Raw genomic sequence first — 22,669 nt, forward strand, 5'->3', positions numbered from 1 at the left:
GGTGGTCAGCGTTTGGAGACGTCCGGCATGCGCGCGGCAAGCATCGCTCCGAGCAACCCCAGTGCCGCGAGGAAGACCAGCGCGGGGATCTCGCCGAATCCGGCGAGCACGGCGCTGATGCCACCGGTCACCAGCAGGATGATGCCCATCGCAGTGTTGGCGACCGCAACGTAACGCGTTCGCTGGTCCCCTTCGGCCATGTCCACGACGTAGGTCTTGCGAGCGACCCGCACGGCGACGTGCACCAGGCTGACGAGGAAGAACGCGAGAGTGAAGACCCATCCGATCCGTGGTTCGCCAGTCGGCCCCGCCGCGGACCGGCTGCTCCGGGGGTCGCCGGTGAGCAGGACGACGACAACGACGGCGATGACGAGGAGCGAGGCCGCAGCGGCTCCCACCATCATCAGGCGGCGACTGGAACGGTCCGCGAGACGTCCACTGATCCAGCCTCCCGCGATGGACCCCAGCGCCGAGGCGATCACGAACCCGCCCAGGCCGCTGATCGTGGTGCTGCCGTAGTCGGCCGCGAGGGTGACGAAGAACGGCGGCGCGAGGGCAGACACCAGCAGCAGTGCCCGCACCGTCACGAAGCGTCGGAACGGTGCGTCGTGGCTCAACAACTGGATCATCTCGCGCCACCAGCCGGCGCCGCCCGAGCTGTCGGAGGTCGGCGGAGGCTCCTGGATCGTTCGGTAGACGGCCGCGCCGAGGATCCACGTGAGCGACGCTCCGACGAGGAAGATCGCCAGGATCTCCGGCGAAAGGTCGTCGCCGTAGGCGCGGAGAGCCAACCCGATCGCCACTGCGGCCACTCCGGACACGACGGTCGAGAGCCCGGAGATCTGACCGCGTTGACCCTTGGGGAGGGTGCGGCCCAGGACGTCCTTGGACGCCATCGAGCACAGCGCCCGCCCGAGGGCGAAGACGCCGAGCGCGACGATGATCGCGACGCCTGCGGCAATCTGCTCCAGAAGCGCGGCCGTCGCCGCGATGGCCAGTACCGAGACCGCCTGGACCAGCGCACCGATGATCCACACCCGCGAACGGCGCGGTTGCGAGACCACCCACGGCATCACCGCGGCCTGCGGCAGCATCGAGCCGGACTCCCGGATCGGGACCAGCAGTGCCACGAACGCAGCGGGAGCGCCCAGACCGCCCAGGATCCACGGCAGCACCGTCTTGGCGTTGACCACCTGGTCCCCAGCGCTCTGCAGGGCGTTCGCCGCGATCTGGCGCAGCCCGTTGCGCGCCACCTGCTCGGCGCCGCCCACCGCGGACTCACCGTCGGCGTCCGCGGTGACGAGGCGGTGGTACCACACGACCGACGGGGAGGTCAGCGCGCCGCGGTCGTCCCCGAACCCGGGTCGACGGGGTGGCGGGTTGGTCATCCGGTGGTCCGGTGCAGCAGCAGTGGCAGCACTACCTCGGCACCGGCCTCGCGAAGGACTGCAGCGGCGACGGTCGCCGCCCAGCCCATGCTGTCGCGGTCGACGATCAGCAGGACGGACGCCCCCTCCACGATGGCCTCGGCCGACGGGTCGAGCTCGAGACTGGCCTCCCAGGTGGCGGCCTGTCCGCCGCTCGGCAGATCCTCGCTGCGGACCTTGCGTGAGCCGAGCTGCAACGCCTCGGGCTCAAATCGGGCTCGCCGCATCCGACCCACCTCGGCGATGTGGTCAGCCAGCGTCTCGGTCACCATGCTCAGGCCACCCGCAGGCAGCGCCACGACGACGTCCGGGCGTCGCGACCACGCGGGATAGCTGCGATCTCCCCGGCTCCACGCAGCGAGCACCCGCACGACAGCATCCTTCAGCTCATCGGTCACGGGGCCGTCCGCGCTGAGCGAAGAACGCACCAGCGAGGTCCATTGCGGCGCGTCGTAGTCGACCAGGACCCTCCCCCAGTCGGCGGCGACCGTCGCCGAGATCCGCCCCTTGCGCTGGGACGGCGCCCCCGGCCACATCTTGCGCGGCTCCAGCCCGTGTACCTGTCCGCGAAGGGCGTGCTCGACCCGCTGCGCGAGTGCGGCGTCGACCTCAGTCTGCAACACGGCGGTGGCCGCCGGATCGCATACCGAGCACCGTCCGCACGGCTGCGCGCTGGGATCGTCCAGGCTCTCCTGCAGCAGCTGCATGAGACACCGTCGCCCGGCCGCATAGTCGCGCATGATCTGTGCCTCGCGCTCGCGGGTCGCGATGACCGAGTCGTAGTGCGCTTTGTCGTAGGTCCATTCCTTACCCGTGACGACCCATCCGTCGGGCGTCCGGTCGGTCACCTCGTCGACCGCGAGTTGCTTGAGGATCAGCTCGACCCTGGTACGTCGTACGCCGGACTGAGCCTCGAGCTTCGGCACGCTCAACGGTTCGGCCTCGTCCCGCATGACGTTCAGGACACTCTCGACCTGTGCGGGCACTGGGATGGTGGCCGTGGCGAAGTACTCCCAGACGTGGCGGTCTGCCTCGCTCGGAAGCAGGACGACGACGGCACGGTCGATGCCGCGGCCGGCTCGACCGACCTGCTGGTAATAGGACACCGGCGACGGCGGCGACCCGACGTGCACGACAAAGCCGAGATCGGGCTTGTCGAAGCCCATGCCGAGGGCGGATGTGGCGATCAGCGCCTTGATCTCATTGGACCGAAGGGCATTCTCCAGACGCTGCCGCTCCCCCGCATCAAGACGCCCGGTGTACGCCGCGACCGGGTAGTCGACACCGTGCACCGTCTTGATCGCCTCGGTCAACTCTTCCGCCTGAGCGACCGTCAGGGTGTAGACGATGCCGGAACCCGGCAGGCTGGGCAGTCGCTCGCACACCCAGGCGAACCGGTCGATGGGCCGCATCTGGTCGAGCACCACGAGCTGGAGGCTGGAGCGCGCCAATGGCCCCCGCAGCACCAGCGCGTCACCGAGCTGTCGCGCGACATCTTCGGTGACACGAGCGTTTGCAGTCGCGGTCGTGGCCAGCACAGCGGCGTCCGGGTTGAGTTGGGTGAGCACGTCGGAGATACGGCGGTAGTCGGGACGAAAGTCGTGGCCCCAGTCGGAGATCGCATGTGCCTCGTCGATGACGAGCATGCCGATGAGCCCCGCCAACTGATCGAGCACCCTGCGGCCGAATGCCGGATTGGCCAGCCGCTCGGGCGAGACCAGCAGTACGTCCACCTGGTCAGCGGCGATCTCCTCCTCAATGGCCGACCAGTCCTCGAAGTTCGAGGAATTCAGGGTGCGAGCACGCAGTCCGGCGCGCTCGGCTGCCTCCACCTGGTCTCGCATGAGCGACAGCAAAGGCGAGATCACCAAGGTGAGCCCGCGGCCGGCCTCTCGGCCGATCGCGGTGGCGATCCAGTAGACAGCGGACTTTCCCCACCCGGTGGCCTGCACGACCAGCACCCTGGCCGGGGGCCGGCACAGCGCGGCGACGGCCGTCTGCTGGTCGGCGCGCAGCTCGGCGTCCGGCCCGGCCATCTTGCGCAGCACGTCAGCGGCGAGCTCGGCCTGATCAGTGGTCAGGTCGACGTCGAGGGCTGTCAGCTGGGGCTCGGTCACGATCGCCACGTTACTGCGGCTCGCCGACATCACCGGCATCCCGCGAGAGGCTGTGGATCGAAGGGCATGGTGTGGATGGCGTCTCAGGCGGTTCCCTACATTGTCGGTAGGGTCTGCTTCCGGCGGGCGATAGGCTCCAAGGGCCTGCGTCACCAGAGGAGAGAAGCTTGTCCAAGCCGCTGCGCCCGCTCAGTGATCAAGCCGGCCGCGGCACCCAGCTCAGTGAGCGCGTCGCCGCTCGCGTCCGCGAGGCGATCATGCTGGGTGACCTGACCCCCCTGGAGTTCGTGCGCACCGAACGGCTCGCCGCCGAGCTCGGCGTGAGCCAGACGCCCGTACGCGAGGCGTTGATGGCGCTGTCCTCGGAGGGTTCGGTCAAGTGGGAGCCGCGGCGCGGCTTCCGCGTCGTGCCGGTGACCGCTCAGGACATCCATGATCTGTTCGACGTCCAGGCGTACGCCGCCGGTGAACTCGCCGCCCGCGCCGTCGCCAATCTCACTGACGCGGATATCGAGGCCCTGGACGAGTTCCAGCGCGAGCTGGTGAGTGCCGAGGAACGCGGCGATGCCGACGAGGTAGTGCGGCTAAACCACCAATTCCATCGCAGGATCAACAACACGGCCCGCTCGGTCCGGTTGGCCAACCTGCTGCGGTCGACGGTGCAGCACGTGCCGTTGTCGTCCTACGGCTCGATCGACGGCTGGGCGCAGGCGTCGGTGCACGACCACATGCCCATCCTGAAGGCTCTGCACGCCCACGACCCCGAGGCTGCTCGCGCGGCGATGAGCCGGCATATCCGCAACACCGGCGATCAGCTGGTCGCCCATCTTCGCCGCGAGATCGGCCTGAAGTAGACCCACCCGACCCGTTCAACATTTCCTCAGAATTCCACTTGACCAACGTCTCGAACATTTGTACGATGTGATTAGCCGTTGGGGAGGTGACGACCATGGACGAGCAGCGAACGGACCGCAGCGAGGCAAGCGAGCAACCAGCGGTCTTCACTCCTGCTCCTGCTCCTGAGTCCGCGGGCGTGGCGGAGCCGGACTGGGCGATCGCTGCTGCCGCCTCGCCGGCTGATGCGGAGCGGTTGTGGTTAGCGAGTGATTCCGCCCGGGAGCTGGACCGCGATCTGGATGAGGCGTTCGATCTGCTGCAGCGTGGGTATGAGCTGTTGCTGAGGATCGGGGAAGAGGGCGAGCTGGGCGCGCTGGGCCCGGACCGGTTGATCACGATGGCGCAGCGGTTGGAGGCGCACCGCACGCGGCTGGTCATAGTCGACTCCTACGTGATCGAGGCGGCGAGGGAGGATCGGTTGCAGGATCACGTGTGCGCCTCCTCGATCCCTCTGGCGCTGTGTCAGGTGCTGCATATCTCCAGTGGTGAGGCGAACGCGCGCGCGAGACGCGCCGAGCAGTTGTTGCCGCAGAACGCCTTCAGCAGCGGCGCCACCCCACCGCGGCTGCCGCTGCTCGCGGACGCGGTCCGTGACGGTGCGGGGGTGTCGAGCGCTCAGGTGGATGTGATCTGCAAGGCCATGGCGCGAGTGGTGCAGAACCCCGAGGTGGACTCGCACAACCTCGAGTTGGCCGAGCGGCTGCTGGTGCACCACGCCGCCGGGTTGACGCATAAGGAGCTGGAGGTCGCGGCGGAGAAGGTCGAGGAGGTCACCAACCCCGACGGGACCCTGCCCAGTGAGGAGGTCGCCGCCGCGCGGCGTGGGGTGGTGATCGGGCCCGAGGGCCGCGATGGCACGCACAAGATCTCCGGGTCCCTGACCCGCGAGGGTAAGGCGCTGTTCGATGCCGCGATCGGGCCGTTCGCCGCACCCCGCCCCGCTGACGCGGACGGTGCGGATGACCGGTCGGCGGCGCAGCGCACCCATGACGGGCTGCAGGATGCCTGCCAGCGGCTGCTGGAGCTCGCCGGCGCGCCGGCGTCCGGTGGGACCGCGGCGACGGTGCACATCACCATCGATCTCGACCGGCTCATCGAAGCCATCGCGCGGCTACGCGACGATAACTCTGGCCGCACGACCGCGCAGCAGGCCGTGGGGCGGGTCGCCGGCGGTGACCAGCTGACCATCACCGAGATCCTGCGCCTGGCGCGGGAGGCGACCCTGGTCCCGGTGTGGATCAGCGCCGTCCACGGGATCGTGGCCTACGGCCGCGACCGCCGCACCGCATCCCCCGCCCAGACCCACGCGCTCATCGCTCGGGACGGCGGGTGCAGCTTCCCCGGCTGCCAAGCCCCACCCGACTGGTGCCAACGGCACCACGTGATCGCGTGGTGGTCAGGCGGCCACACCGACCTGGACAACCTCACCCTCGTCTGCGGGTACCACCACCGCGAATTCGACAAGCGCGGCTGGGCCGTCGACATCATCAACGGCATCCCCGTCTGGACCCCACCTCGGTGGCTCGACCCCGACCAGAAACCCCAGATCAACGCCCGGATCACGATCCCCTGCCAAAACGAGATCACCCACCTCGCCGAGACCGTCCGACAAGCCCAACGCGACCGCGCCCAACGAGAACGAGAACGAGGCCGCGGCGGAAGCAGAGATCCCGGCGACCCCGCAGACCACCTCGGACTACTCGGGGACCTGCTCGATCCCAGCGAGGACATCAACGAGCTCATCCAGCTCATCGCCACCCACATCCCCACCGAACACCGCGACGCCTTCTACGCAGACGCCGCACGCCTCATCGATGCGTACCTCGGTACCGCCCCGGCGTCCGCCGGATAACTGCTATCGGGCGTCGAGGAACCGGGGTACGGCGTCGAACGATGCCTTGCGTGCGGCACGTCGCAATGCGCTGAGCACCATCGGTCCGACGATGAGGATCAACGTGACGTTAGTGATCGCGCGCCCGATGTCCCATCCGAGGCTGGTCGCGAACGAGAAAGTGAAGAATCGATGCAGGTTCTCCAGCACCGGATCACCGGCCACGTAGGAGATTCCGGTGCCCAGCCCCGCAGTGAACGGCCAGAACGACAGGTTCATGACGAACCCGTACAGCAGGGCTGCTATCGCGCCGTACGCCGCGAGCAGCGCGAGCTCGGCCCGCCCCTTGGCTCGCGGCAACAGTCCCGCGAACATGCCGACCCACGCCGAGGCCATCATCTGGAAGGGCAGCCAGGGCCCGACCCCGCCGGTGATCAGCGCCGAGGCGAACAGGGTCGTGGCACCCAGCACAAATCCGAACCCAGGCCCGAACACTCGTCCGCCGAGGATCAGCAGGAAGAACATCGTCTCCAGCCCGCCGGTGCCGGCACCCATCGGTCGGAGAGCCGCCCCGATCGCTGACAGGACACCGAGCATCGCGACGGCCTTGACGTCGAGGCCACCCTCGCTGATCTCCGCCAACACAATCGCCATGATCATCGGCAGGATCAACGCGAACAGCAACGGCGCGTCGGCGCTGTGCGACAGGTCCGACTCGGGTGCCACGATCAGCGGCCAGAGGAACATCAGCAGACCGGCAACGCTCGCCAGCGAGATCGCGATCATCGCGCGCGGCCGCAACCGCACCACGCCCGGACGCACCACGGTCCGCTCGCGGACTACAACTCCGCTACTCATCGCGCCCTCCCACCCGAGCAGCCGCAGCCATCACGACCTCGTCGACGGTGAGCCACGGAGCGGGAGCCAGGATCTTGGCCACCTGCGGCGCGTACGCCGGGGATGCCGTCATGATCTCGCGGGGCGATCCGTCGGCGACCACGTCGCCGTCCGCCATCACTACGACCCGATCCGAGACCCCGGCCGCGAACTCCACGTCGTGGGTCGACAGCAGCACTGACCGCCCCGCGTCTCGCAAGCCGCGTAGGATCGCCGTCAGCTGAGCCTTCGCCGAGTAGTCCAGTCCCCGCGTCGGCTCGTCCAGGATCATCACCCGCGGCCTGGCGGTCAGCTGGATCGCGAGCACCAGCGCGAGCTTCTGACCTTCGGACAGGTCCCGAGGATGGGTGCCGTCATGAATGCCCGGCGCGAGCGAGTCCAGCAGACCACGGCAGGTCCCGGGGATGGCCTTGCTCTCGCGGTCGGCCTGCCCGCACTCTGCTCCGACCGACTCCCGATAGAGCAGGTCGGACGCCGTCTGCGGCACCAGACCGATCGTCGTACGACGATCTCCCGCATCGAGCTCGCGGGGATCTCGCCACGCCCCGTCGACCAACACGCTCACCTTGCCTCCGGCGTGCGGTCCACTCCCCTGGATCGCCCACATGAGGGATGACTTTCCCGCGCCGTTGCGGCCCATCAACGTGACGATCTCGCCTGCATGCAACGCGAGCGTGGCCTCGCGGACGGCGACCAGTGGTCCGTGCGCAACCGACAGCCGTTCGGTTCGCACGGCCACCTCACCTGCCACGCACTCTCGCACCGGCGGGGGCGTCAGCTGGGCGCGCAGTGCCGTGGCTCTGCGACGAGCGTCCCGGACGGCGAGTGGCAAAGGCCGCCATCCAGCCCAGCGGCCCAGCTCGACGATCGGTGGCGCGACCTGCGCGTCCAGCATGATCTCCGCGGGATCACCGTCCACCGCGGTGCGGTCGGTGCGCACGTGGATGATGTGGTCGGCGTACGCCAGCACCCGTTCGATGCGGTGCTCGGCGAGGACGACGGTCACAGCGAGGTCCTGTACGAGCCGGGCGATCGTCGCCAGCACCTCCTCGGCAGCGGTGGGATCCAGCGCGGACGTCGGCTCGTCGAGCACGATCACCTGCGGGTGGGTCGTCAGCACCGATCCGATCGCGACCCGCTGCTGTTGGCCACCGGAGAGCTGCCGCAGCGACGCACCGCGCAGGTCGGCGATCCCGAGAACGTCGAGGGTCTCCTCCACCCGCTTGCGCATCACGGACGGCGCGAGGCCGAGCTGCTCCATCCCGTAGGCGAGCTCCTCCTCGACCGTGTCGGTGACGAACCCGGCCAACGGGTCCTGCCCGACGACACCGACGAGGTCGGCGAGGTCGCGCGGCCGAAGGGTCCGGGTATCGCGGCCGTGCACGAGCACTCGGCCGCCGAGCGTGCCGCCGGTGAAGTGCGGGACGCTGCCGTTGATCGCGCCGAGCAGCGTGCTCTTGCCGGAGCCGGTGCGCCCGATGACCAGCGCGAGGGACGCCTCGTCAATCTCGAAGCTCACGTCGCGGAGCGCGGGAGCCGCCGCGTCGGCGTACTGCACACTCACGCCCTCGAAGCTGACCGCGGAGCTCACGCCGGCACCTTCTGACGGTCGGCAGCAGGGCGAGCAACGCGCCGTACCGGCACGGGTGCGGGAGGTGTGAGGAAGGCGGGCAGCGCGGCCGTGAGGATCGCCAGAGCGGCGGGCCACGGCAGCAGCGGTGGGCCAAGCGGTTCGAGTGGCATCGCCAGCGCGTCGGGGAACCAGTCCGACCCGAAGAGCATCACCGCCGCGACCAACGCGCCGCAGGCCACGGTCAGCAGCTCGGGCCAGCGCCACTGCTCGCGGCGGTACGCCGTACGGGTGCTGCCGCGGCCGCCGAGCCACAGCCCACCCAGCCCGATGACCAGGCCGGCGACGAGCAGCGGGACGCCGTACGGCCCGGCCGCGGTCGGGTCGAGCAGCTGATACGCGCCGACGCAGACGCCGAGCAGCCCGATCGTCGTGAGGGCAGCGGTTGCGCGCCGTCGCCCGGCAGGGCTCGCCGGGCCACGACCGTAGCCGCGCGAGTCCATCGCACCGGCCAGCGCCAGTGAGCGGTCGAGCGTGTCGTGCAGCACCGGCAGCGCGATCCGCGGGAGCGCGCGGATCCCCTTGCCGTGGTCACCCCGCAGCGCCCGCGCCCGATTGACCCGCATGACGCTCTCGGCCATCTGCGGCGCGACCGTGATCGAGACGACCACAGCGGCGCCGATCTCGTGCAGCGCGTTGGGTAACTGGCGCAGCATGCGCTTGGGGTCGGCGAGCGTGTTGGCCGCGCCGATCGCGATGATCATCGTGGCGAGGCTGAGGCCTTGGACGGCGGCGCCCAGCAGTCCTTCGAGGTAGACGTCGCCGAGTAGCTCGATGCCCGCAGCCCACGACGGTAGCTGGAAGCGGGGCAGCGGCAGCACCCGGACCTCGCCGTACTTCAGCCCGACGAGGACGTGCAGCACGATGCGCAGGACGACGATGATCCCGCCGAGCACGAGGTACAGCCGCCAAGCCTTCGCCCAGGGCGAGCTGCCGCGGCGGCTGGTGACTACCAGCGCGATGACGCCGAGCATCATCCCCAGCAGCAAGAGGTTCGTGGTGGTGCTCGCCGCGATCGCGATGCCTATCGCCCACGCCCACCAGGCGAGCGGGTGCAGCGCGCGCGGCAGCAGGCTAACCGCTGTCATTGTTGCGCTTGCGGGCCACGACGAGCGCCGCGATGCCGAGGCCGGCGACTGCCGCCCCGCCGAGCGTGGCGCCGAGCGCGCCGCTCGTCGACTCATCCTCAGGGTCCGCGCTGCTGGAGGACGGCGACTCGTCGGAGGACGCCGCCCCCGCCGCGGCGGCAGGGACCTCGCCAGGCTCGTGACCGGTGTACGACCACGCGACCGCATCTCCCGCGGACAGCTCGACCTCCGCGGCGCCGACGGTCGAGTAGGTCCAGTCCGCGCCGTCCTCGCTGTAGTAGAGCGACCAGTAGGCGTCGGCCTGGGGCATCTGCACACAGCTCTGGTCGTCGGGCTGGCCGTCGATGCGGCACACTACGCCGGGGAACTTCTGCACCTGGGTGACCTCGACGACTGCCTGGGTGGCTTCCAGCGCGCTCATCGACCCGCCCGTCGCGCAGTGTAGCTGTCTTCCATCGGCGTTCGAGATGACGACGGTGATCCCGGTGCCGGCTGCGCATGCCGCGGCGTGCGCCGTGCCCGGGGTCGCGGCGACCGTCGTCAGGGCGACGAGTCCCGCGGTCCCGAGGACGGCTGCGAAACGCCTCGATGGCATGCGCACCGCGGTCATGAGCGCGTGCCGGGACGGCGAATGGTGTAGACGAGCAGGCCGACGCTCACGAACACGACCAGGCCGACCGCGGTCAGGTATCCGGCGGTGCCACCCGGCTCCTGTGCGGCGCCGTCCTCGCCGTCCTCGGTGTCCGCGCCGGACTCGGACGCCGCGGCCCCCTCGGCCGCGCACGAGACCTGCGGTGTCGTCGCGTCACCGCCCGCAGTGACGGTCAGCAGGCTGGTGTCCGCGAGGCCCATCACCGCCTGCGCCGTCGCCCGGGCGTCCTGATCGACCGGACCGTCCTGCTGGGCGGCGTCGTAACCCGCCTGGTCGTACGAGACGACACCGGTCAGGTCGGTCTCACCCGAGGTGCAGGTGTGCTGCAGCGCGGCGAGGTAATCGTGAGCCGCTCCAGCCTCCTCGGTGCGCCCGCCCGCGGTGAGCGCGGCCGCGGCCAGGCCGGTGCTGTTCGCATTCGGGCCCTCGGTGGTGGAGCCGCCGCCGAACCCGCCGTCCTCACGCTGCGTCGCCGCGAGGTAGTCCAGGCCCTCGGTGACGTCATCGTCGTCCGCTCCCGCGACCGCGATTAGCGCCTGCACGGCCATCGCCGTGGCGTCGGGGTCGGACAGGCACTCCCCGCCCGTCGGGGCCAGCTGGAATCCACCGTCACCGCATTGCTGCGAGCGCAGGTACTGCACGGCCGGCTCGTTCACGGCGGCCCCGGCGCGAGAGAGGCCGAGGATCGCGAAGGACTGGCCGATGTTGTTGCTGTAGTCCTCGGTGCTCGAGATGTCCGAGTATCGGCCGGGTTCACGGGCCCCCTCGGTGGAGGTCACCAGCGCGACCAGGTCGAGGCCTCCGAACGACGTGGGGTTCTCGCCGCGGGCTGCCGCGAAGAACAGTGCCTTGCCAGCCGCGTTCGCGTAGGTCTCGCCGCCCGTACCGACGTAGTCGGCGATGTTGGCCGCCAGCCACTTCGTCGACGCGTCGGCCTGGTCCTGCGCGACGCCCGCGGCGTCAAGGGCGAGGACGGCGTCCAGGGTGAGGCCATGATCGGGGAAGCTGTCGCCCTCGAACTCGCTCGAGAGATGGTCGTCGCCGTCCGCCAGCTGGGCGGCGAGATAAGCCGCCGCCGCCTCGGCATCGGTCGCGCCGCCGTACGCAGGGTCGGCGTACGCGGACGACGGCGCCAGGAGCGTCATCGCGAGCAGCCCGGTCACGGCGGCGGTGCCTGCGCGGCAGAGAGTGCGGATACCCATGGACATTCCTTTCGCGGGGCCCGTGGCGTCTCCAGTCGCCACTCACGAAAGGGCCCCCGGCAAGCTGGTGCTCGGCGAGGGCGGTCCGGTTGGGGTCCGGACTCCGCCCGCTCTCCTCGACGGTTGATGGAGTCACTGCGCCCCCGGGCATTCCGACTTCACCTTGCGGCTTCACGGCTGCGGGTCAGTGCCGGGTTCTCACCGGCTTCCCCCAGGAGTGCGATGCACCAGGCAGTTTACACCCGGCAGCCATCAGACCGTGGGCGTGCGCTGGGCGGGACGGCGCGGTGACATGCCGGACCCATGATGGTGGGGGCACGGTGTCCGGAGAAATCATCGACAGGGTGCGATACAACGCGAACCACACACCCGCCGCACCGCGGAGTCCACGCGGGTCACCCTAGGATCGGCACATGAAGTTCCAGACCTCGATCGACCGCGCCAGAATCGAGACCGCAGGACAGCAGGCCTCCCGCGCGGAACAAGCCGGGTACGACGGCATCGCGACCGTCGAGGCTCTCCACGACCCGTTCATCCCACTGGCGCTGGCCGCAGTTGAAACGGAGCGGATCGCCCTTACCACAGGGATCGCGGTGGCCTTCGCCCGCTCACCGATGACGACTGCGCAGGCGGCGTACGACTTGGCGCTGCTGTCAAAAGGGCGCTTCACGCTGGGGCTCGGATCGCAGATCAAACCGCATATCGAGAAGCGGTTCAGCATGCCGTGGTCGCGGCCGGCTGCTCGAATGCGCGACTACCTACTCGCGCTGCGCGCGATCTGGTCCTGCTGGCAGGACGGGACCAGGCTGGACTACGACGGCGAGTTCTACCGTCACACGCTCACGACCCCCAACTTCACTCCCGAGGCCCACGAGTACGGACCGCCGAAGGTACGGATCGCCGCCGTCGGGCCGCGCATGACGGAGGTGGCTGGCGAGGTGTCCGACGGCCTGATCTGCCACGCCTTCACCACCCCGCAGTACATCCGCGAGGTCACCGCCCCGGGTGTGCGGACCGGAGCCGAGCGGGCCGGGCGGCGGGCCTCGGAGGTGGAGCTGATAGCAGCGCCGATGGTGGCCGTGCTCGATGACGACGACCGGGTTCCGGAGATTCTTCGCAGCATCCGCAAGAAGCTTGCGTTCTACGGCTCGACGCCGGCCTACCGCGCCGTCCTCGAGATGCACGGCTGGGGGGCACTGCACGATGAGCTGCACGCTCTTTCCCGCCGCGGTGAATGGGACGAGATGGCGGGCCGGATCACCGACGAGCAACTGCATACGCTCGCAGTCATCGGCGAGTCGAGGGAGATCGCGGGCCGTCTGATCGACGAGTACGACGGTCTGTGCTCATGGGTGAGCCCATACATTCCGGACGTCGATGCCCCCGATCTCATCGACCGCGTGGTCGCGGAGGTGGCCGCGCTTCGTAGCTGACTACGGCTCGGCTCTCGTCCCGTTGCCGTTGTCCGGGTCGTCCAGCACCACGTGCGTCACCGGCCCGTCGGCGTCCAACCGCACCGTCTGCGTCATACCCACTCCCGTCCTACACCGGTGGCGGCTAGTCGGGAAGGCCGCCGCGCTTCACGAGCTGGCCGACGATGACGTTGCGCTGGATCTCGTTGGTGCCTTCCCCAACGATCATCAGCGGTGCGTCGCGGAAGTAGCGCTCGACGTCGAACTCGGTCGAGTAGCCGTAGCCGCCGTGCACGCGGATCGCGTCCAGAGCGACCTCCATCGCGGTCTCGGAGCAGAACAGCTTCGCCATCCCGGCCTCGAGATCCGAGCGGCGCCCCTCCTCATAGCTGCGGGCCGCGTGCCAGAGCAGCTGCCGGGCGGCACTCAGCTTGGTGGCCATGTTGGCCAGGGTCGCGCCGACCTGCTGATGCTTCCAGATCGGCTTGCCCATCGACTCACGCTCCTGCGAGTAGCGCAGTGCATCGTCGAACGCGGCTCGGCCGACGCCGGTGGCGCGCGCCGCGACCTGGATGCGACCGATCTCGAGGCCGCGCATCATCTGCGAGAAGCCCTTGCCCTCCTCGCCGCCGAGCAGTGCGTCAGCGGGCACCCGCGCGCCGTCGAAGCTCAGCTCGCAGGACTCGACACCCTTGTAGCCGAGCTTGGGCAGATCCTTGGAGACCTCGAATCCGGGCACCTTCTCCACGAGCAGGATCGAGATGCCCTTGTGCCGCGGCTCGGCGTTCGGGTCGGTCTTGCACAGCAGCGCGACCAGGCCTGCCTTGCGGGCGTTGGTGATCCAGGTCTTCGATCCGTTGATGACGTACTCGTCGCCTTCCTTCTTGGCAACGGTGCGCATGTTCTGCAGGTCGCTGCCGCCACCGGGCTCAGTGAGTGCCATCGTGGCGCGCAGCTCGCCGGTCGCCATGCGAGGCAGGTACTTCTGCTTCTGCGCCTCGGTGCCGTAGTCGATCAGCAGCTTGGAGACGACGGTGTGCCCACCCATCGCGCCGGCGAGCGACATCCAGCCGCGCGCGAGCTCCTCGGTGACGCGGGCATAGCAGGGAGTGGAGACCTTCACGTCGCCGTACGGCTCGGGGATGGCCAGTCCGAAGATGCCCATCTCCTTCATCGTGTCGATGAACTCCGTCGGGTACTCGTTGGCGTGCTCGATGGCCTGCACCTTCGGCTTCACCTGCTTGTCCACGAACTCGGCGACAGCCTCGACGATGGCCTGCTCCTCGGCGTTCAGTTCAAACACGACGGTCCTCTCGATAACTCAGGAATTCTATAGAATCCTGTCAGGGTGTCCAGACGCCGGTCAATGCGCGCGGACTATCTGGATCGTCACTCCTGGCGGCATCCTCCATCCGGAGGATGCCAGCTCTGCCCGGCTGGAGGTTGTCCCGCCATGGCGCCGAGCGGAGCCTTGAACAGGACGACCTGGGAGGCGACCGCGCATGGCGATCATCGAGATCGAGGAACTACGCAAGAGCTACGGCAGCACCATCGCCGTCGACGGCCTGTCGTTGACGGTGGACGCCGGGGAGATCTTCGGGATCCTCGGCGCCAACGGCGCAGGGAAGACGACAGCGGCGGAGTGCATCGCCGGCCTGACCAGACCGGACGCCGGCCGCATCCGGGTAGCGGGCATCGACCCACACACCCAGCACGCCGCGCTGACGCGCGTCCTCGGCGTCCAGCTGCAGGAGTCCGGACTGCCCGACAAGATCCGGGTCGCAGAGGCCACCGAGCTGTTCGCCGGCTTCCACGAGCAGCCCGCGGACGCCGGCTCGCTGATGCGCGATCTGGGGCTCGATCCCCTCCGGGACAGGTACTACGGCAAGCTGTCCGGCGGGCAGAAGCAACGACTGTCGATCGCACTCGCACTCATCGGCAACCCGAAGGTGGCGATTCTGGACGAGCTGACGACCGGGTTGGACCCGGCTGCGCGGCGCGATACCTGGAGGCTCATCGACCAGGTCCGCGAGCGCGGCGTGACGATCCTGCTGATCACGCACTTCATGGAGGAAGCCGAGCACCTGTGCGACCGCGTGGCGATCATCGCCCATGGGCGGTTGGCCGCACTGGACACGCCCGAGAACCTCGCAGCCGCTTCCGGAGCCGCCCATCGGATCCGGTTCCGTCCCACGCCGCCGATCGAACCCGAACGGTTGCGGGGGTGCGCCGGCGTGCGCTCCGCGCAACGTGCCGGTGACGAGATCGAGGTGCTCGGCGAGGACGGCGCGCTGCAGTCGGTGATGAGCGAGCTCACGGCGATGGGGGTACGCGCCCACGCCGTCCGCGTCGACCAGTCGACCCTCGACGATGCCTTTCTGTCGATCACCGGCGGCCAGGTCACCCACGACGACGAGGAGGTCCTCACATGAGCATGATGCCTGCCCTGGTGCGCAACGAGGCTCGCCTGTTCGTCCGTGAGCCCGCGGCGATCTTCTGGCCCATCCTGTTCCCGCTCCTGCTGCTCGTGGTCTTCGGGCTGATCCCGATGTTCCGCGACACGCCACCGGGTGCGGACCAGCCGCTCCTGGTGGGATACGTCCCGACGATCACCCTGATGAGCATGTGCTTTCTCGCGCTCATGGTCATGCCGTCGGCCATCGGGATCTACCGCGAGCGGCTCGTACTCAAACGGCTCGCCACCACGCCCGTGGGGCCGTGGCGGCTGCTCGCCGCCCAGGTGCTCATCAACACCGCGATCGCGTTCCTCATGGCGTTCGCGGTGTACGCCGTCGGCAGCGCCGCGTTCGACGTCCCGCTCCCGGCGAACATTCCCGCGACCATCGGCTCCTACCTGCTCGCATGCGCCTGCGTGATGGCGATCGGAGCGCTCATCAGTGCGGTGGTGCCCGGTTCGAAGGTCGCCGGGCTGGTCGGGAGCCTGGTGTGGTTCCCCCTGATGTTCTTCGCCGGGCTGTGGATCCCCCTGTCGGTCATGCCGGACTCCCTCGCCACGATCAGCCGGTTCACGCCGCTCGGCGCCGCAGCCGATGCCATGACCGACTCGATCGGGGGCAGCTGGCCGGACGCGTGGGTGCTCGCCGTCCTCGCGGGCTACACGCTGGTGTTCGCCGCGCTCGCGGTGCGGCTGTTCCGGTGGCGCTGAGACGGGATAATCGCCCCATGCAGACGGCGCCGTTGAGCTACCGCGAGATGACGACGAGATGGGTCTTCGTCGCCATCCCGCTGGCCGCGTTGGCGGTGTCCACCGCGCTGGGGCTCGCGGCCCCCGCTCCGGGCGTCCGAGAATCGGGCCTGCTGCTCGGGCTGGCGGCGCTCGCGCTCGCCTGGGAGGTGGGCTGGTTCTCGATGCCCGTCGTGTCAGGTCGGCAGCCGCGCGCGGTGGCCATCTACGTCGTCGGGTTCATCGCGGTCGCGGCCCTACTGGCGGCGATTCAGCCCTGGTTCGGCTTCTTCGCCTGGTGCACCTTCCTCCGGATACCGCTGCTGAGCTCCGTTCCGCTGAAGACGGTGGCCACGGTCGCGGCCTCGGCGACGATGGCGCTGTGCCAGATCGGCGGCGCCAGCTCTCTCGCGGGGACGACCTGGATGGCCTGGGGCGCCCTGGTCGTGGTCAACGCGGTCATCGGCCTGGCGATGATCCGCTTGGTCGATCGGGGCCGTGCGGACGAGCTGCGCCAAGCCGCCCAGATCGGTGAGCTCGAGCGGACCAACGAACGGCTCACCGCCGCGCTGCGAGAGAACGAGCGGCTTCGCGACGAGCTGGTGGAACAGGCCCGGAACGCGGCCACCGCGGCCGAACGGACGCGGATGGCCGGGGAGCTGCACGACACGATCGCGCAGGGCCTGGCCGGGGTGGTCACCCAGCTCGAGGCGGCCGAGCACTCGGACGGCGACGCGCTCGCGCGGCATCTGGTCCTGGCGCGCGATCTCGCCCGTGAGAGCCTGGCCGACGCCCGCCGATCGGTCCGTGCCCTCCAGCCGCCGAGGCTGTCGGCCGGCCGGCTTGGGGAAGCGCTCCAGGCGCTGGTGGACGACTGGCGCAGGCGCAGCGGTGTGCGGATCGACCTGGCCGTCACGGGCGATCCCGAGCCCAGCGCGCCGGACGTCGAGGTGAGCATCTACCGCACCGCGCAGGAGGCGCTCGCGAACGCCGTCCGGCACTCCGGAGCGACCCGCATCGGTCTCACGCTGACCTACCTCGGCAGCGATCTCGTCCTCGACGTGCGGGACGACGGTCGCGGGTTCGATCCCCGGCGGCCGCCCTCGTCAGACGGCGGTTTCGGGCTCTCAGCGATGCGCGACCGCGTTGCTCGGGCCGGTGGCCGGCTGGAGATCGAGTCCTCCGCGAACCGGGGTACGACGGTGACCGCGGTGCTGCCCGGCGGGCTGCGAAGCGAGGCGATATGACACCGATCCGGATCCTCGTGGTCGATGATCATCCGATCGTGCGCGACGGGATCGTCGGCGTCTTCGCCGGGGACGACGGCTTCGACGTCATCGGGGTCGCCCGTGATGGGCTGGAGCTGCTCGAGCAGCTTCAGTCCGCGAAGCCCGACGTGATCCTGCTCGACCTCCGAATGCCGCGCATGGGCGGCGTGGCGGCGATCCGGCGCATACGGGAGTCCGGCTGCCCGGTCCGCATCGTCGTCCTGACCACCTTCGACAGCGATGACGACGTGCTTCCGGCGATCGAGGCCGGCGCGGACGGCTATCTGCTCAAGGACACCTCCGGCGTCGAGCTCAAGCACGCGGTGCGGGAGGCTCATGGCGGCCGGCCGGTGATCGTCTCCGAGGTCGCCGCCGCGTTGATGCGGCGCGCCAGCCGGCCACGACCGGTGCGGCTCAGCGACCGCGAGCTCGAGGTGCTGCGGCTGGTCGCCGGCGGAGCGACGAACCGCGAGGCCGGCGATGCGCTGTTCATCAGCGAGACGACGGTCAAGACGCACCTGATGCACCTGTTCGAGAAGCTCGGCGTCAACGATCGCGCCGCCGCCGTCCACGAGGCTCATCGGCGCGGGATGCTGTGATCCGCCGCCGTCGCTGGCTCAGTCGGCGCAGACCAGCAGACCCTGCTCCTCCTTGAGGGCCAGTACGCGGTCGACCGCATCGTCGACCTGGTCGGCGAACTCGGTATCCGCCGCGTACTTGGCAACGATCGCCGCGTGCATGGTCGGCGCCTGGTCAGCAACCGCCGTAAGTACGACGTCGCCGCCGGCCTCGATGAACCGCGTCGCGCGATCGGCGACCGGAATGCCGGAGACCGACACGGCAGCACCGACATCGTCGGAGAACACGACGCCGTCAAAGCCCATCTTCTCGCGCAGCAGGTCGGTCACGATGGGCGGCGAGAAGGCGGCCTGGTTCGCCGGGTCGAGGTTGGGGTACTGGGCGGTCGAGACCATCACGATAGGGGCACCCTCGTCGATCGCGTCCTGAAAGGGCTGCAGGACGGGATCGTCGGCGGTCAGCTGATGGTCTGCGATGCCCGCCGCGGTCTTGTCGGTGTTGCCGTCGATCCGCCCGATGCCCGGGAAGTGCTTCACCGTAGGAGTGATTCCGGCGTCCTGCATCCCTTGCATGAAGGCGATCATGGGGCCGCTCACCTCGTGGGGGGTAGCGCCGTACTGCCGGTCGTAGTAGCCGATCGGGGCATTCTTCGTGCCCTTCTCGGTTGGGACGACGTCCGCCACGGGGGCGAGGTTGATGTCGATGCCGGCTCCCTTCAGCTGCTGCCCCCACAAGGTGGCCTGCGCGCGGAGGTCGACCGCACCGAGCTCGGCCTGATCGAGCGCCGACGGGATCGCCGGTATGTCGGGGCCCTTCAGCTGCTGCACCGCACCGCCTTCCTGGTCGATCGTCACCCAGGGAGTGATCCCGGTAGTTCCGTCGGCGAGCAGGTGGATGTGCTCGGTAGCCGTTGCCGTCGTGGTGACGGAGCTCCACCCGCCCAGCAGAAAGACCCCGCCGGCGTACCCGTCGGTGATCTGCGTGCTCGTGGACCCGATCGTGCTCGAACTCATGGCCACCAGGATCAGCTGAGCGCCCTTCTGCTCGGGGGTGAGACCGTCGGCCGTCTGCTGGGCGCAGCTGGGTGGGGACGAGGTGCTGGTGGCCGCAGACGCCGACCCGGTGCCGTTCTGGTCGGCGCCGCCGGTCGTGGAGGAGTCACCCGGGGTGGTGCCGGTGCAGGCGGAGAGCGCCAGCAAGCAGCACGCGGCGAGGGCGCTTCGGCAGGTTCTCACGGGTCGTCCTCCATCGTTGGTCGGCAAGCGGTCGCGCCATCCCAACGGTATGCGCCCCCACCTTGCGAGAGGGCATCGGACGGGTGTCAAGCCCGTCGCACTGCTCGTCCACATCGCGCCGCGGTTGTGCACAGCCGCGAACCGGTCACTCGTCACAGCGTCCGGTCGATGGTGTCGTGATCGCACCACGAACGAAAGGAGCCGGCATGAGCGGCCCGAAGATCGACATCGACCAGGTCCAGTCCGCGATCACGATCGTCGACGACGCGATCGCGCAGATGAACGGCGTGACCACGAAGATCCTCGCCCAGTCCGATGCGACCAGCGCGGCGATCACCGCCCCCGCGGGGCAGATCACAGCAGCCGCGTTCAGCGAGCTGGGCGGCGGAGGCAAGGCGCTGTCCGAGGAGCTGAGCAAGCTCCGCAGCGACCTGGGCACGCTGATCCAGGTCGCGCAGGCGGGGTCCGACGAGGCGACCGCAGCCGCGAAGCACGGCACGCTGGCCGCGACGGTCGCGGCCGGCATCTAGGTACCGAGGAGGGAGCCCCATGTCCGTCATCGCCTTCAATACCGAGCAGATCGCCGACATCGCCGCCGCCACCCAGGCCCACCAAGGCGAGTGGGACGCCATCTGGAACGGTGTGCAGAACAAGCTCGGTGGGGTCGTCAGCGATGCGCTCGACGCCCTCACCGGATCCAGCCTGCAGGAGCGCACGTTCAGCTACCAGCAGAAGACCGCCGTCTACACCCAGCAGTTGATGGCACGCGCCCAGGCGACCAGCAACATCGCCACGATCGCCGAGCAGACCGGCTACTCGATGGTCAAGACCCTCAGCGGATAGCCGCGCGGGGCCGCAATCAGCCGAGCGAGGGGAAGGCCTGGGTGTCGTCCGGGCCGCGGCGTACGGCGGGGTTGTAGCGCAGACAGTTGGGGGTGCAGGCGCATTCCTCGGCGATCTTGATGCCGGGCGCGAGCCGGCCCTGGTCCCGCAGCTCGAACAGTCGCGGCACCACCCGGTCGCGCAACCCGACGGGGCTGATGGTGTTCAAGTAGATCTTGGTGCCGCCCTCGAACCCCGCGAGGGTCGACACTCGCAGCTTGATCATCACCCGCCACGGCATCCGCACGTCGACGTCCGGCGGCTTGTGGTGCCACTCCTCGTTGCAGGGGACGTCGGGGCCGATCGCCGCGTGCACGGCATGAATGACGTCGGACATGCCGCGGATCTCCTCCTCGCTGTGGTTCCACGGCTCGCTGCGCTCGCTCTTGGAGAAGATCTCCATCGTCGGGTACCGGTGGCCGAACCCGGCGTGCGCGATCGCGTACTCGTTCTCTGCGACGACGAGGTTCTGGTACGAGGCGAAGTTGACCGCGACCTCGTTGTAGAGGTTGGGGTTCGTGCGCGCCCGGCTCAGCTCGAGCTCGGCCTGCACCCCTCGCTCGTCGATCGCCACGAGCTGCTTGTGCAGGTGATCGAAGGACGCACCGGCCGGCTTGAGCCAGTTCTGGAACACCGCGACGTACCGGGCGTAGCGGTTCTTGGCGTACAGGTCACGCATCGACTCGATTGAGAAGCGAATGTAGTGGCTGTGCTCCTCCGGGGTGAGAGTCCCGGAGGAGGCGAGCTCGCTGTCGTCGGCGGCGCCGTCAACGTAGTGACGCCGTCCGACGATGACGTCGTGGGTGCCGCCGAAGAACGAGTCGGCGTGCTCGGCGATCAACTGCTCGTCTCCGACGCCCTCGCGGCGGGCCGGCGGGATCTTCGTCTTGATCAGGGCGAGCACGTGCTCGCGGCCGTCCGGGTCGGCGAGGTAAGTGGTCATCCGCTCCCGGGTCGGCTCGGGGATCTGGTAGCCGTAGTTGGCCTGCCAGTAGTCCAGCGACAGAATCTCGTACAGATTCGGAATCCGCCGGAACTCGGCGATCTGGTCGTTCAACCGCTCGATCGGTAGACCGGGAACGGAGTACCAGTGCTCGCCGTCGCGGACGACGCGGGACTTCTCCGGCGGCGTCCTCAGGTAGTTGTCGCTGCAGAACGCGCAGGTGGCCGTGAACGCCCCGGCGCCCAGCGGCTTCGGGTCGACCACCGGGATCCCCAGCGGGCGGTCGCCACGCCCGGGAACGGTCCAGACCTGGGTGCCGGTGAACGGGCTGATCTGCTTGATCGTGCCGTCTGCCATGGTGCGCAGGTAGGCATCCGGTACTCCGTAGGTAACCGCATCACCCATGGGAAACAACGTGACCTCCCGTCACGCCGGAGCCGGTGACCTCGCGCGGACCGGCTGCATCGGACATCACCCAACCTACTTCCGTGCCCGTTGCGCTCTGCGGGCGGATCAGGTCGCGGTGATCACGCCAGTCGTGAGCAGGATCGCCAGCACGATGGCCAGGCCGATGCGGTAGATCACGAACGGGGTGAAGTCGTTCCTTGAGATGTAGCGCAGCAGCCAGGCGATCACCGCGTACCCGACGACGAACGAGATGAGGGTCGCGACGATGGTCGGGCCCCAGGCGACGGAGGTGTCGTCACCGATGTCCTTGAGCTTGTACAGCCCCGAGGCGAACACGGCCGGCACAGCCAGCAGGAAGGCGTACCGGGTAGCGTCCTCGCGCTTGTATCCCATGAACAGGCCGCCGGAGATGGTGGCGCCGGATCTGGAGACCCCTGGGATCAGCGCGGCGGCCTGCCACAGGCCGAACCACATGGCGTGCGGCCAGGTGAGCCGATCGAGGGTGCGCTCGTTGCGCGCCGCACGATCGGCGATGAGGAGGACGACGCCGACCCCGGCGAGGGTCGCGACGGTGATCCACAGATTGCGCAGCGTCGAGTCGATGGCGTCCTGGAACAGCAGCCCGAGCACGGCGATCGGGATGGAGCCGACGATGACCATCCAGCCCATCCGGACGTCGGGATCGGCCTGCGGGTGCTTCCCGACCAGCGCCAGGCACCACTTCTTGATGATCCGCCCGATGTCCTTGGCGAAGTACACCAGCACCGCGGCCTCGGTGCCGAGCTGGCTGACGGCCGTGAATGCCGCCCCTGGGTCCATGCCGTCGAAGAACAGCCGACCGACGATCAGCTGGTGCGCGCTGGACGAGATCGGCAGGAACTCGGTGAGACCTTGGACGAGGCCGAGGACGATCGCCTCCAACCACCCCATGTGCTACCTCATCTCGATGCGCTGACGGACCGGACAAGCCTACGGGCATCACCCTCCCACCGCTTGTTGTGTGGCACTTTCGGGCAA

20 protein-coding genes and 1 riboswitch are annotated in these 22,669 nt (G+C 69.1%); of the genes, 9 read left to right on the forward strand and 11 right to left on the reverse strand.

All coding sequences use genetic code 11. The features are described 5' to 3' along the window. Positions 1-5 precede the first annotated feature (5 nt). The gene (locus tag DAA40_RS06830) at positions 6-1,388 is read right to left on the reverse strand and encodes an MFS transporter (RefSeq protein WP_199849553.1); all 1,383 of its coding nucleotides are present in this window, start codon (positions 1,386-1,388) and stop codon (positions 6-8) included. Beyond that, complete coding sequence (locus DAA40_RS06835) at positions 1,385-3,544, reverse strand: DEAD/DEAH box helicase (RefSeq protein ID WP_234356258.1); 2,160 nt, start codon at positions 3,542-3,544, stop codon at positions 1,385-1,387. Before DAA40_RS06835 ends, DAA40_RS06830 begins: the two co-directional genes overlap by 4 nt. Before the next feature lie 167 nt (positions 3,545-3,711). Here DAA40_RS06835 and DAA40_RS06840 point away from each other — a divergent pair, with 167 nt between their 5' ends. Further along, entirely contained in the window at positions 3,712-4,398 is a 687-nt protein-coding gene (locus DAA40_RS06840) for a GntR family transcriptional regulator (RefSeq protein ID WP_199849554.1), read from the forward strand. 95 nt (positions 4,399-4,493) lie between these two features. Then, positions 4,494-6,293, forward strand: coding sequence for an HNH endonuclease signature motif containing protein (locus DAA40_RS06845; RefSeq protein WP_106848880.1), 1,800 nt, complete (start codon positions 4,494-4,496; stop codon positions 6,291-6,293). 3 nt (positions 6,294-6,296) lie between these two features. Here the strand turns inward: DAA40_RS06845 and DAA40_RS06850 are convergent, their stop codons facing one another. The 5 genes from DAA40_RS06850 to DAA40_RS06870 are packed head-to-tail and all read right to left on the reverse strand — an operon-like array spanning position 6,297 to position 11,741. Beyond that, on the reverse strand, positions 6,297-7,130 hold the full coding sequence (locus DAA40_RS06850; RefSeq protein WP_106848881.1) for an ECF transporter S component: 834 nt from the start codon (positions 7,128-7,130) through the stop codon (positions 6,297-6,299). Continuing rightward, a complete protein-coding gene (locus tag DAA40_RS06855) occupies positions 7,123-8,760 on the reverse strand; it encodes an ABC transporter ATP-binding protein (protein WP_106848882.1) in 1,638 nt (545 codons plus the stop codon). The genes DAA40_RS06850 and DAA40_RS06855 overlap by 8 nt, the downstream gene beginning before the upstream one ends. Beyond that, positions 8,757-9,887 (reverse strand): energy-coupling factor transporter transmembrane component T, encoded by a 1,131-nt coding sequence (locus tag DAA40_RS06860; protein ID WP_199849555.1) that lies wholly within the window; start codon positions 9,885-9,887, stop codon positions 8,757-8,759. Before DAA40_RS06860 ends, DAA40_RS06855 begins: the two co-directional genes overlap by 4 nt. Then, positions 9,874-10,482 carry a hypothetical protein gene (locus DAA40_RS06865; protein WP_158716285.1) on the reverse strand — a complete coding sequence of 203 codons (609 nt, stop codon included), beginning with the start codon at positions 10,480-10,482 and terminating at the stop codon, positions 9,874-9,876. The genes DAA40_RS06860 and DAA40_RS06865 overlap by 14 nt, the downstream gene beginning before the upstream one ends. 11 nt (positions 10,483-10,493) lie before the next feature. Continuing rightward, positions 10,494-11,741, reverse strand: a complete 1,248-nt coding sequence (locus DAA40_RS06870) for a prenyltransferase/squalene oxidase repeat-containing protein (RefSeq protein WP_158716286.1) — start codon at positions 11,739-11,741, stop codon at positions 10,494-10,496. A 124-nt stretch (positions 11,742-11,865) separates the two neighbouring features. Further along, positions 11,866-11,991: riboswitch (cobalamin riboswitch) on the reverse strand. Between the two features lie 163 nt (positions 11,992-12,154). Between DAA40_RS06870 and DAA40_RS06875 the strand changes: the two genes are divergently transcribed. Continuing rightward, entirely contained in the window at positions 12,155-13,174 is a 1,020-nt protein-coding gene (locus DAA40_RS06875; RefSeq protein WP_106848886.1) for a TIGR03617 family F420-dependent LLM class oxidoreductase, read from the forward strand. 124 nt (positions 13,175-13,298) lie between these two features. Here DAA40_RS06875 and DAA40_RS06880 read toward each other — a convergent pair whose 3' ends face one another. Next, on the reverse strand, positions 13,299-14,456 hold the full coding sequence (locus DAA40_RS06880; RefSeq protein WP_106848887.1) for an acyl-CoA dehydrogenase family protein: 1,158 nt from the start codon (positions 14,454-14,456) through the stop codon (positions 13,299-13,301). 199 nt (positions 14,457-14,655) lie between these two features. Here DAA40_RS06880 and DAA40_RS06885 point away from each other — a divergent pair, with 199 nt between their 5' ends. From DAA40_RS06885 to DAA40_RS06900, 4 genes are read left to right on the forward strand one after another with little or no spacing between them, the layout of a single operon-like run. Then, complete coding sequence (locus tag DAA40_RS06885; RefSeq protein WP_106848888.1) at positions 14,656-15,585, forward strand: ABC transporter ATP-binding protein; 930 nt, start codon at positions 14,656-14,658, stop codon at positions 15,583-15,585. Further along, complete coding sequence (locus DAA40_RS06890; RefSeq protein ID WP_106848889.1) at positions 15,582-16,319, forward strand: ABC transporter permease; 738 nt, start codon at positions 15,582-15,584, stop codon at positions 16,317-16,319. Before DAA40_RS06885 ends, DAA40_RS06890 begins: the two co-directional genes overlap by 4 nt. A 17-nt stretch (positions 16,320-16,336) precedes the next feature. Continuing rightward, a complete protein-coding gene (locus tag DAA40_RS06895; RefSeq protein ID WP_106848890.1) occupies positions 16,337-17,584 on the forward strand; it encodes a sensor histidine kinase in 1,248 nt (415 codons plus the stop codon). Further along, on the forward strand, positions 17,581-18,204 hold the full coding sequence (locus DAA40_RS06900) for a response regulator transcription factor (protein ID WP_106848891.1): 624 nt from the start codon (positions 17,581-17,583) through the stop codon (positions 18,202-18,204). Before DAA40_RS06895 ends, DAA40_RS06900 begins: the two co-directional genes overlap by 4 nt. Positions 18,205-18,222: 18 nt before the next feature. Here the strand turns inward: DAA40_RS06900 and DAA40_RS06905 are convergent, their stop codons facing one another. Then, positions 18,223-19,419: a glycoside hydrolase family 3 protein gene (locus DAA40_RS06905; RefSeq protein WP_199849556.1), complete on the reverse strand. Its 1,197-nt coding sequence runs from the start codon at positions 19,417-19,419 to the stop codon at positions 18,223-18,225. A gap of 206 nt (positions 19,420-19,625) precedes the next feature. Here DAA40_RS06905 and DAA40_RS06910 point away from each other — a divergent pair, with 206 nt between their 5' ends. Further along, positions 19,626-19,949 (forward strand): hypothetical protein, encoded by a 324-nt coding sequence (locus DAA40_RS06910; RefSeq protein WP_106848892.1) that lies wholly within the window; start codon positions 19,626-19,628, stop codon positions 19,947-19,949. Positions 19,950-19,968: 19 nt separating this feature from the next. Beyond that, a complete protein-coding gene (locus tag DAA40_RS06915; RefSeq protein WP_106848893.1) occupies positions 19,969-20,262 on the forward strand; it encodes a hypothetical protein in 294 nt (97 codons plus the stop codon). 16 nt (positions 20,263-20,278) lie between these two features. On the opposite strand, the gene DAA40_RS06920 is transcribed toward DAA40_RS06915, so the two are convergent. Further along, complete coding sequence (locus DAA40_RS06920; protein WP_106848894.1) at positions 20,279-21,649, reverse strand: DUF4921 family protein; 1,371 nt, start codon at positions 21,647-21,649, stop codon at positions 20,279-20,281. A 108-nt stretch (positions 21,650-21,757) separates the two neighbouring features. Beyond that, on the reverse strand, positions 21,758-22,582 hold the full coding sequence (locus DAA40_RS06925; protein ID WP_106848895.1) for an undecaprenyl-diphosphate phosphatase: 825 nt from the start codon (positions 22,580-22,582) through the stop codon (positions 21,758-21,760). Positions 22,583-22,669: the final 87 nt, after the last annotated feature.

The sequence above is a fragment of the Blastococcus sp. Marseille-P5729 genome, from assembly GCF_900292035.1.
Lineage (GTDB): Bacteria > Actinomycetota > Actinomycetes > Mycobacteriales > Antricoccaceae > Cumulibacter.

Excerpts from the sequence above, each read along its gene's own strand:
- DAA40_RS06830 (WP_199849553.1), bottom strand. The coding sequence starts at position 1,388 with ATGACCAACCCGCCACCCCGTCGACCCGGGTTCGGGGACGACCGCGGC.
- DAA40_RS06845 (WP_106848880.1), top strand. The coding sequence starts at position 4,494 with ATGGACGAGCAGCGAACGGACCGCAGCGAGGCAAGCGAGCAACCAGCG.
- DAA40_RS06850 (WP_106848881.1), bottom strand. The coding sequence starts at position 7,130 with ATGAGTAGCGGAGTTGTAGTCCGCGAGCGGACCGTGGTGCGTCCGGGC.
- DAA40_RS06860 (WP_199849555.1), bottom strand. The coding sequence starts at position 9,887 with ATGACAGCGGTTAGCCTGCTGCCGCGCGCGCTGCACCCGCTCGCCTGG.
- DAA40_RS06865 (WP_158716285.1), bottom strand. The coding sequence starts at position 10,482 with ATGCCATCGAGGCGTTTCGCAGCCGTCCTCGGGACCGCGGGACTCGTC.
- DAA40_RS06870 (WP_158716286.1), bottom strand. The coding sequence starts at position 11,741 with ATGGGTATCCGCACTCTCTGCCGCGCAGGCACCGCCGCCGTGACCGGG.
- DAA40_RS06875 (WP_106848886.1), top strand. The coding sequence starts at position 12,155 with ATGAAGTTCCAGACCTCGATCGACCGCGCCAGAATCGAGACCGCAGGA.
- DAA40_RS06885 (WP_106848888.1), top strand. The coding sequence starts at position 14,656 with ATGGCGATCATCGAGATCGAGGAACTACGCAAGAGCTACGGCAGCACC.
- DAA40_RS06890 (WP_106848889.1), top strand. The coding sequence starts at position 15,582 with ATGAGCATGATGCCTGCCCTGGTGCGCAACGAGGCTCGCCTGTTCGTC.
- DAA40_RS06895 (WP_106848890.1), top strand. The coding sequence starts at position 16,337 with ATGCAGACGGCGCCGTTGAGCTACCGCGAGATGACGACGAGATGGGTC.
- DAA40_RS06900 (WP_106848891.1), top strand. The coding sequence starts at position 17,581 with ATGACACCGATCCGGATCCTCGTGGTCGATGATCATCCGATCGTGCGC.
- DAA40_RS06910 (WP_106848892.1), top strand. The coding sequence starts at position 19,626 with ATGAGCGGCCCGAAGATCGACATCGACCAGGTCCAGTCCGCGATCACG.
- DAA40_RS06915 (WP_106848893.1), top strand. The coding sequence starts at position 19,969 with ATGTCCGTCATCGCCTTCAATACCGAGCAGATCGCCGACATCGCCGCC.
- DAA40_RS06920 (WP_106848894.1), bottom strand. The coding sequence starts at position 21,649 with ATGGGTGATGCGGTTACCTACGGAGTACCGGATGCCTACCTGCGCACC.
- DAA40_RS06925 (WP_106848895.1), bottom strand. The coding sequence starts at position 22,582 with ATGGGGTGGTTGGAGGCGATCGTCCTCGGCCTCGTCCAAGGTCTCACC.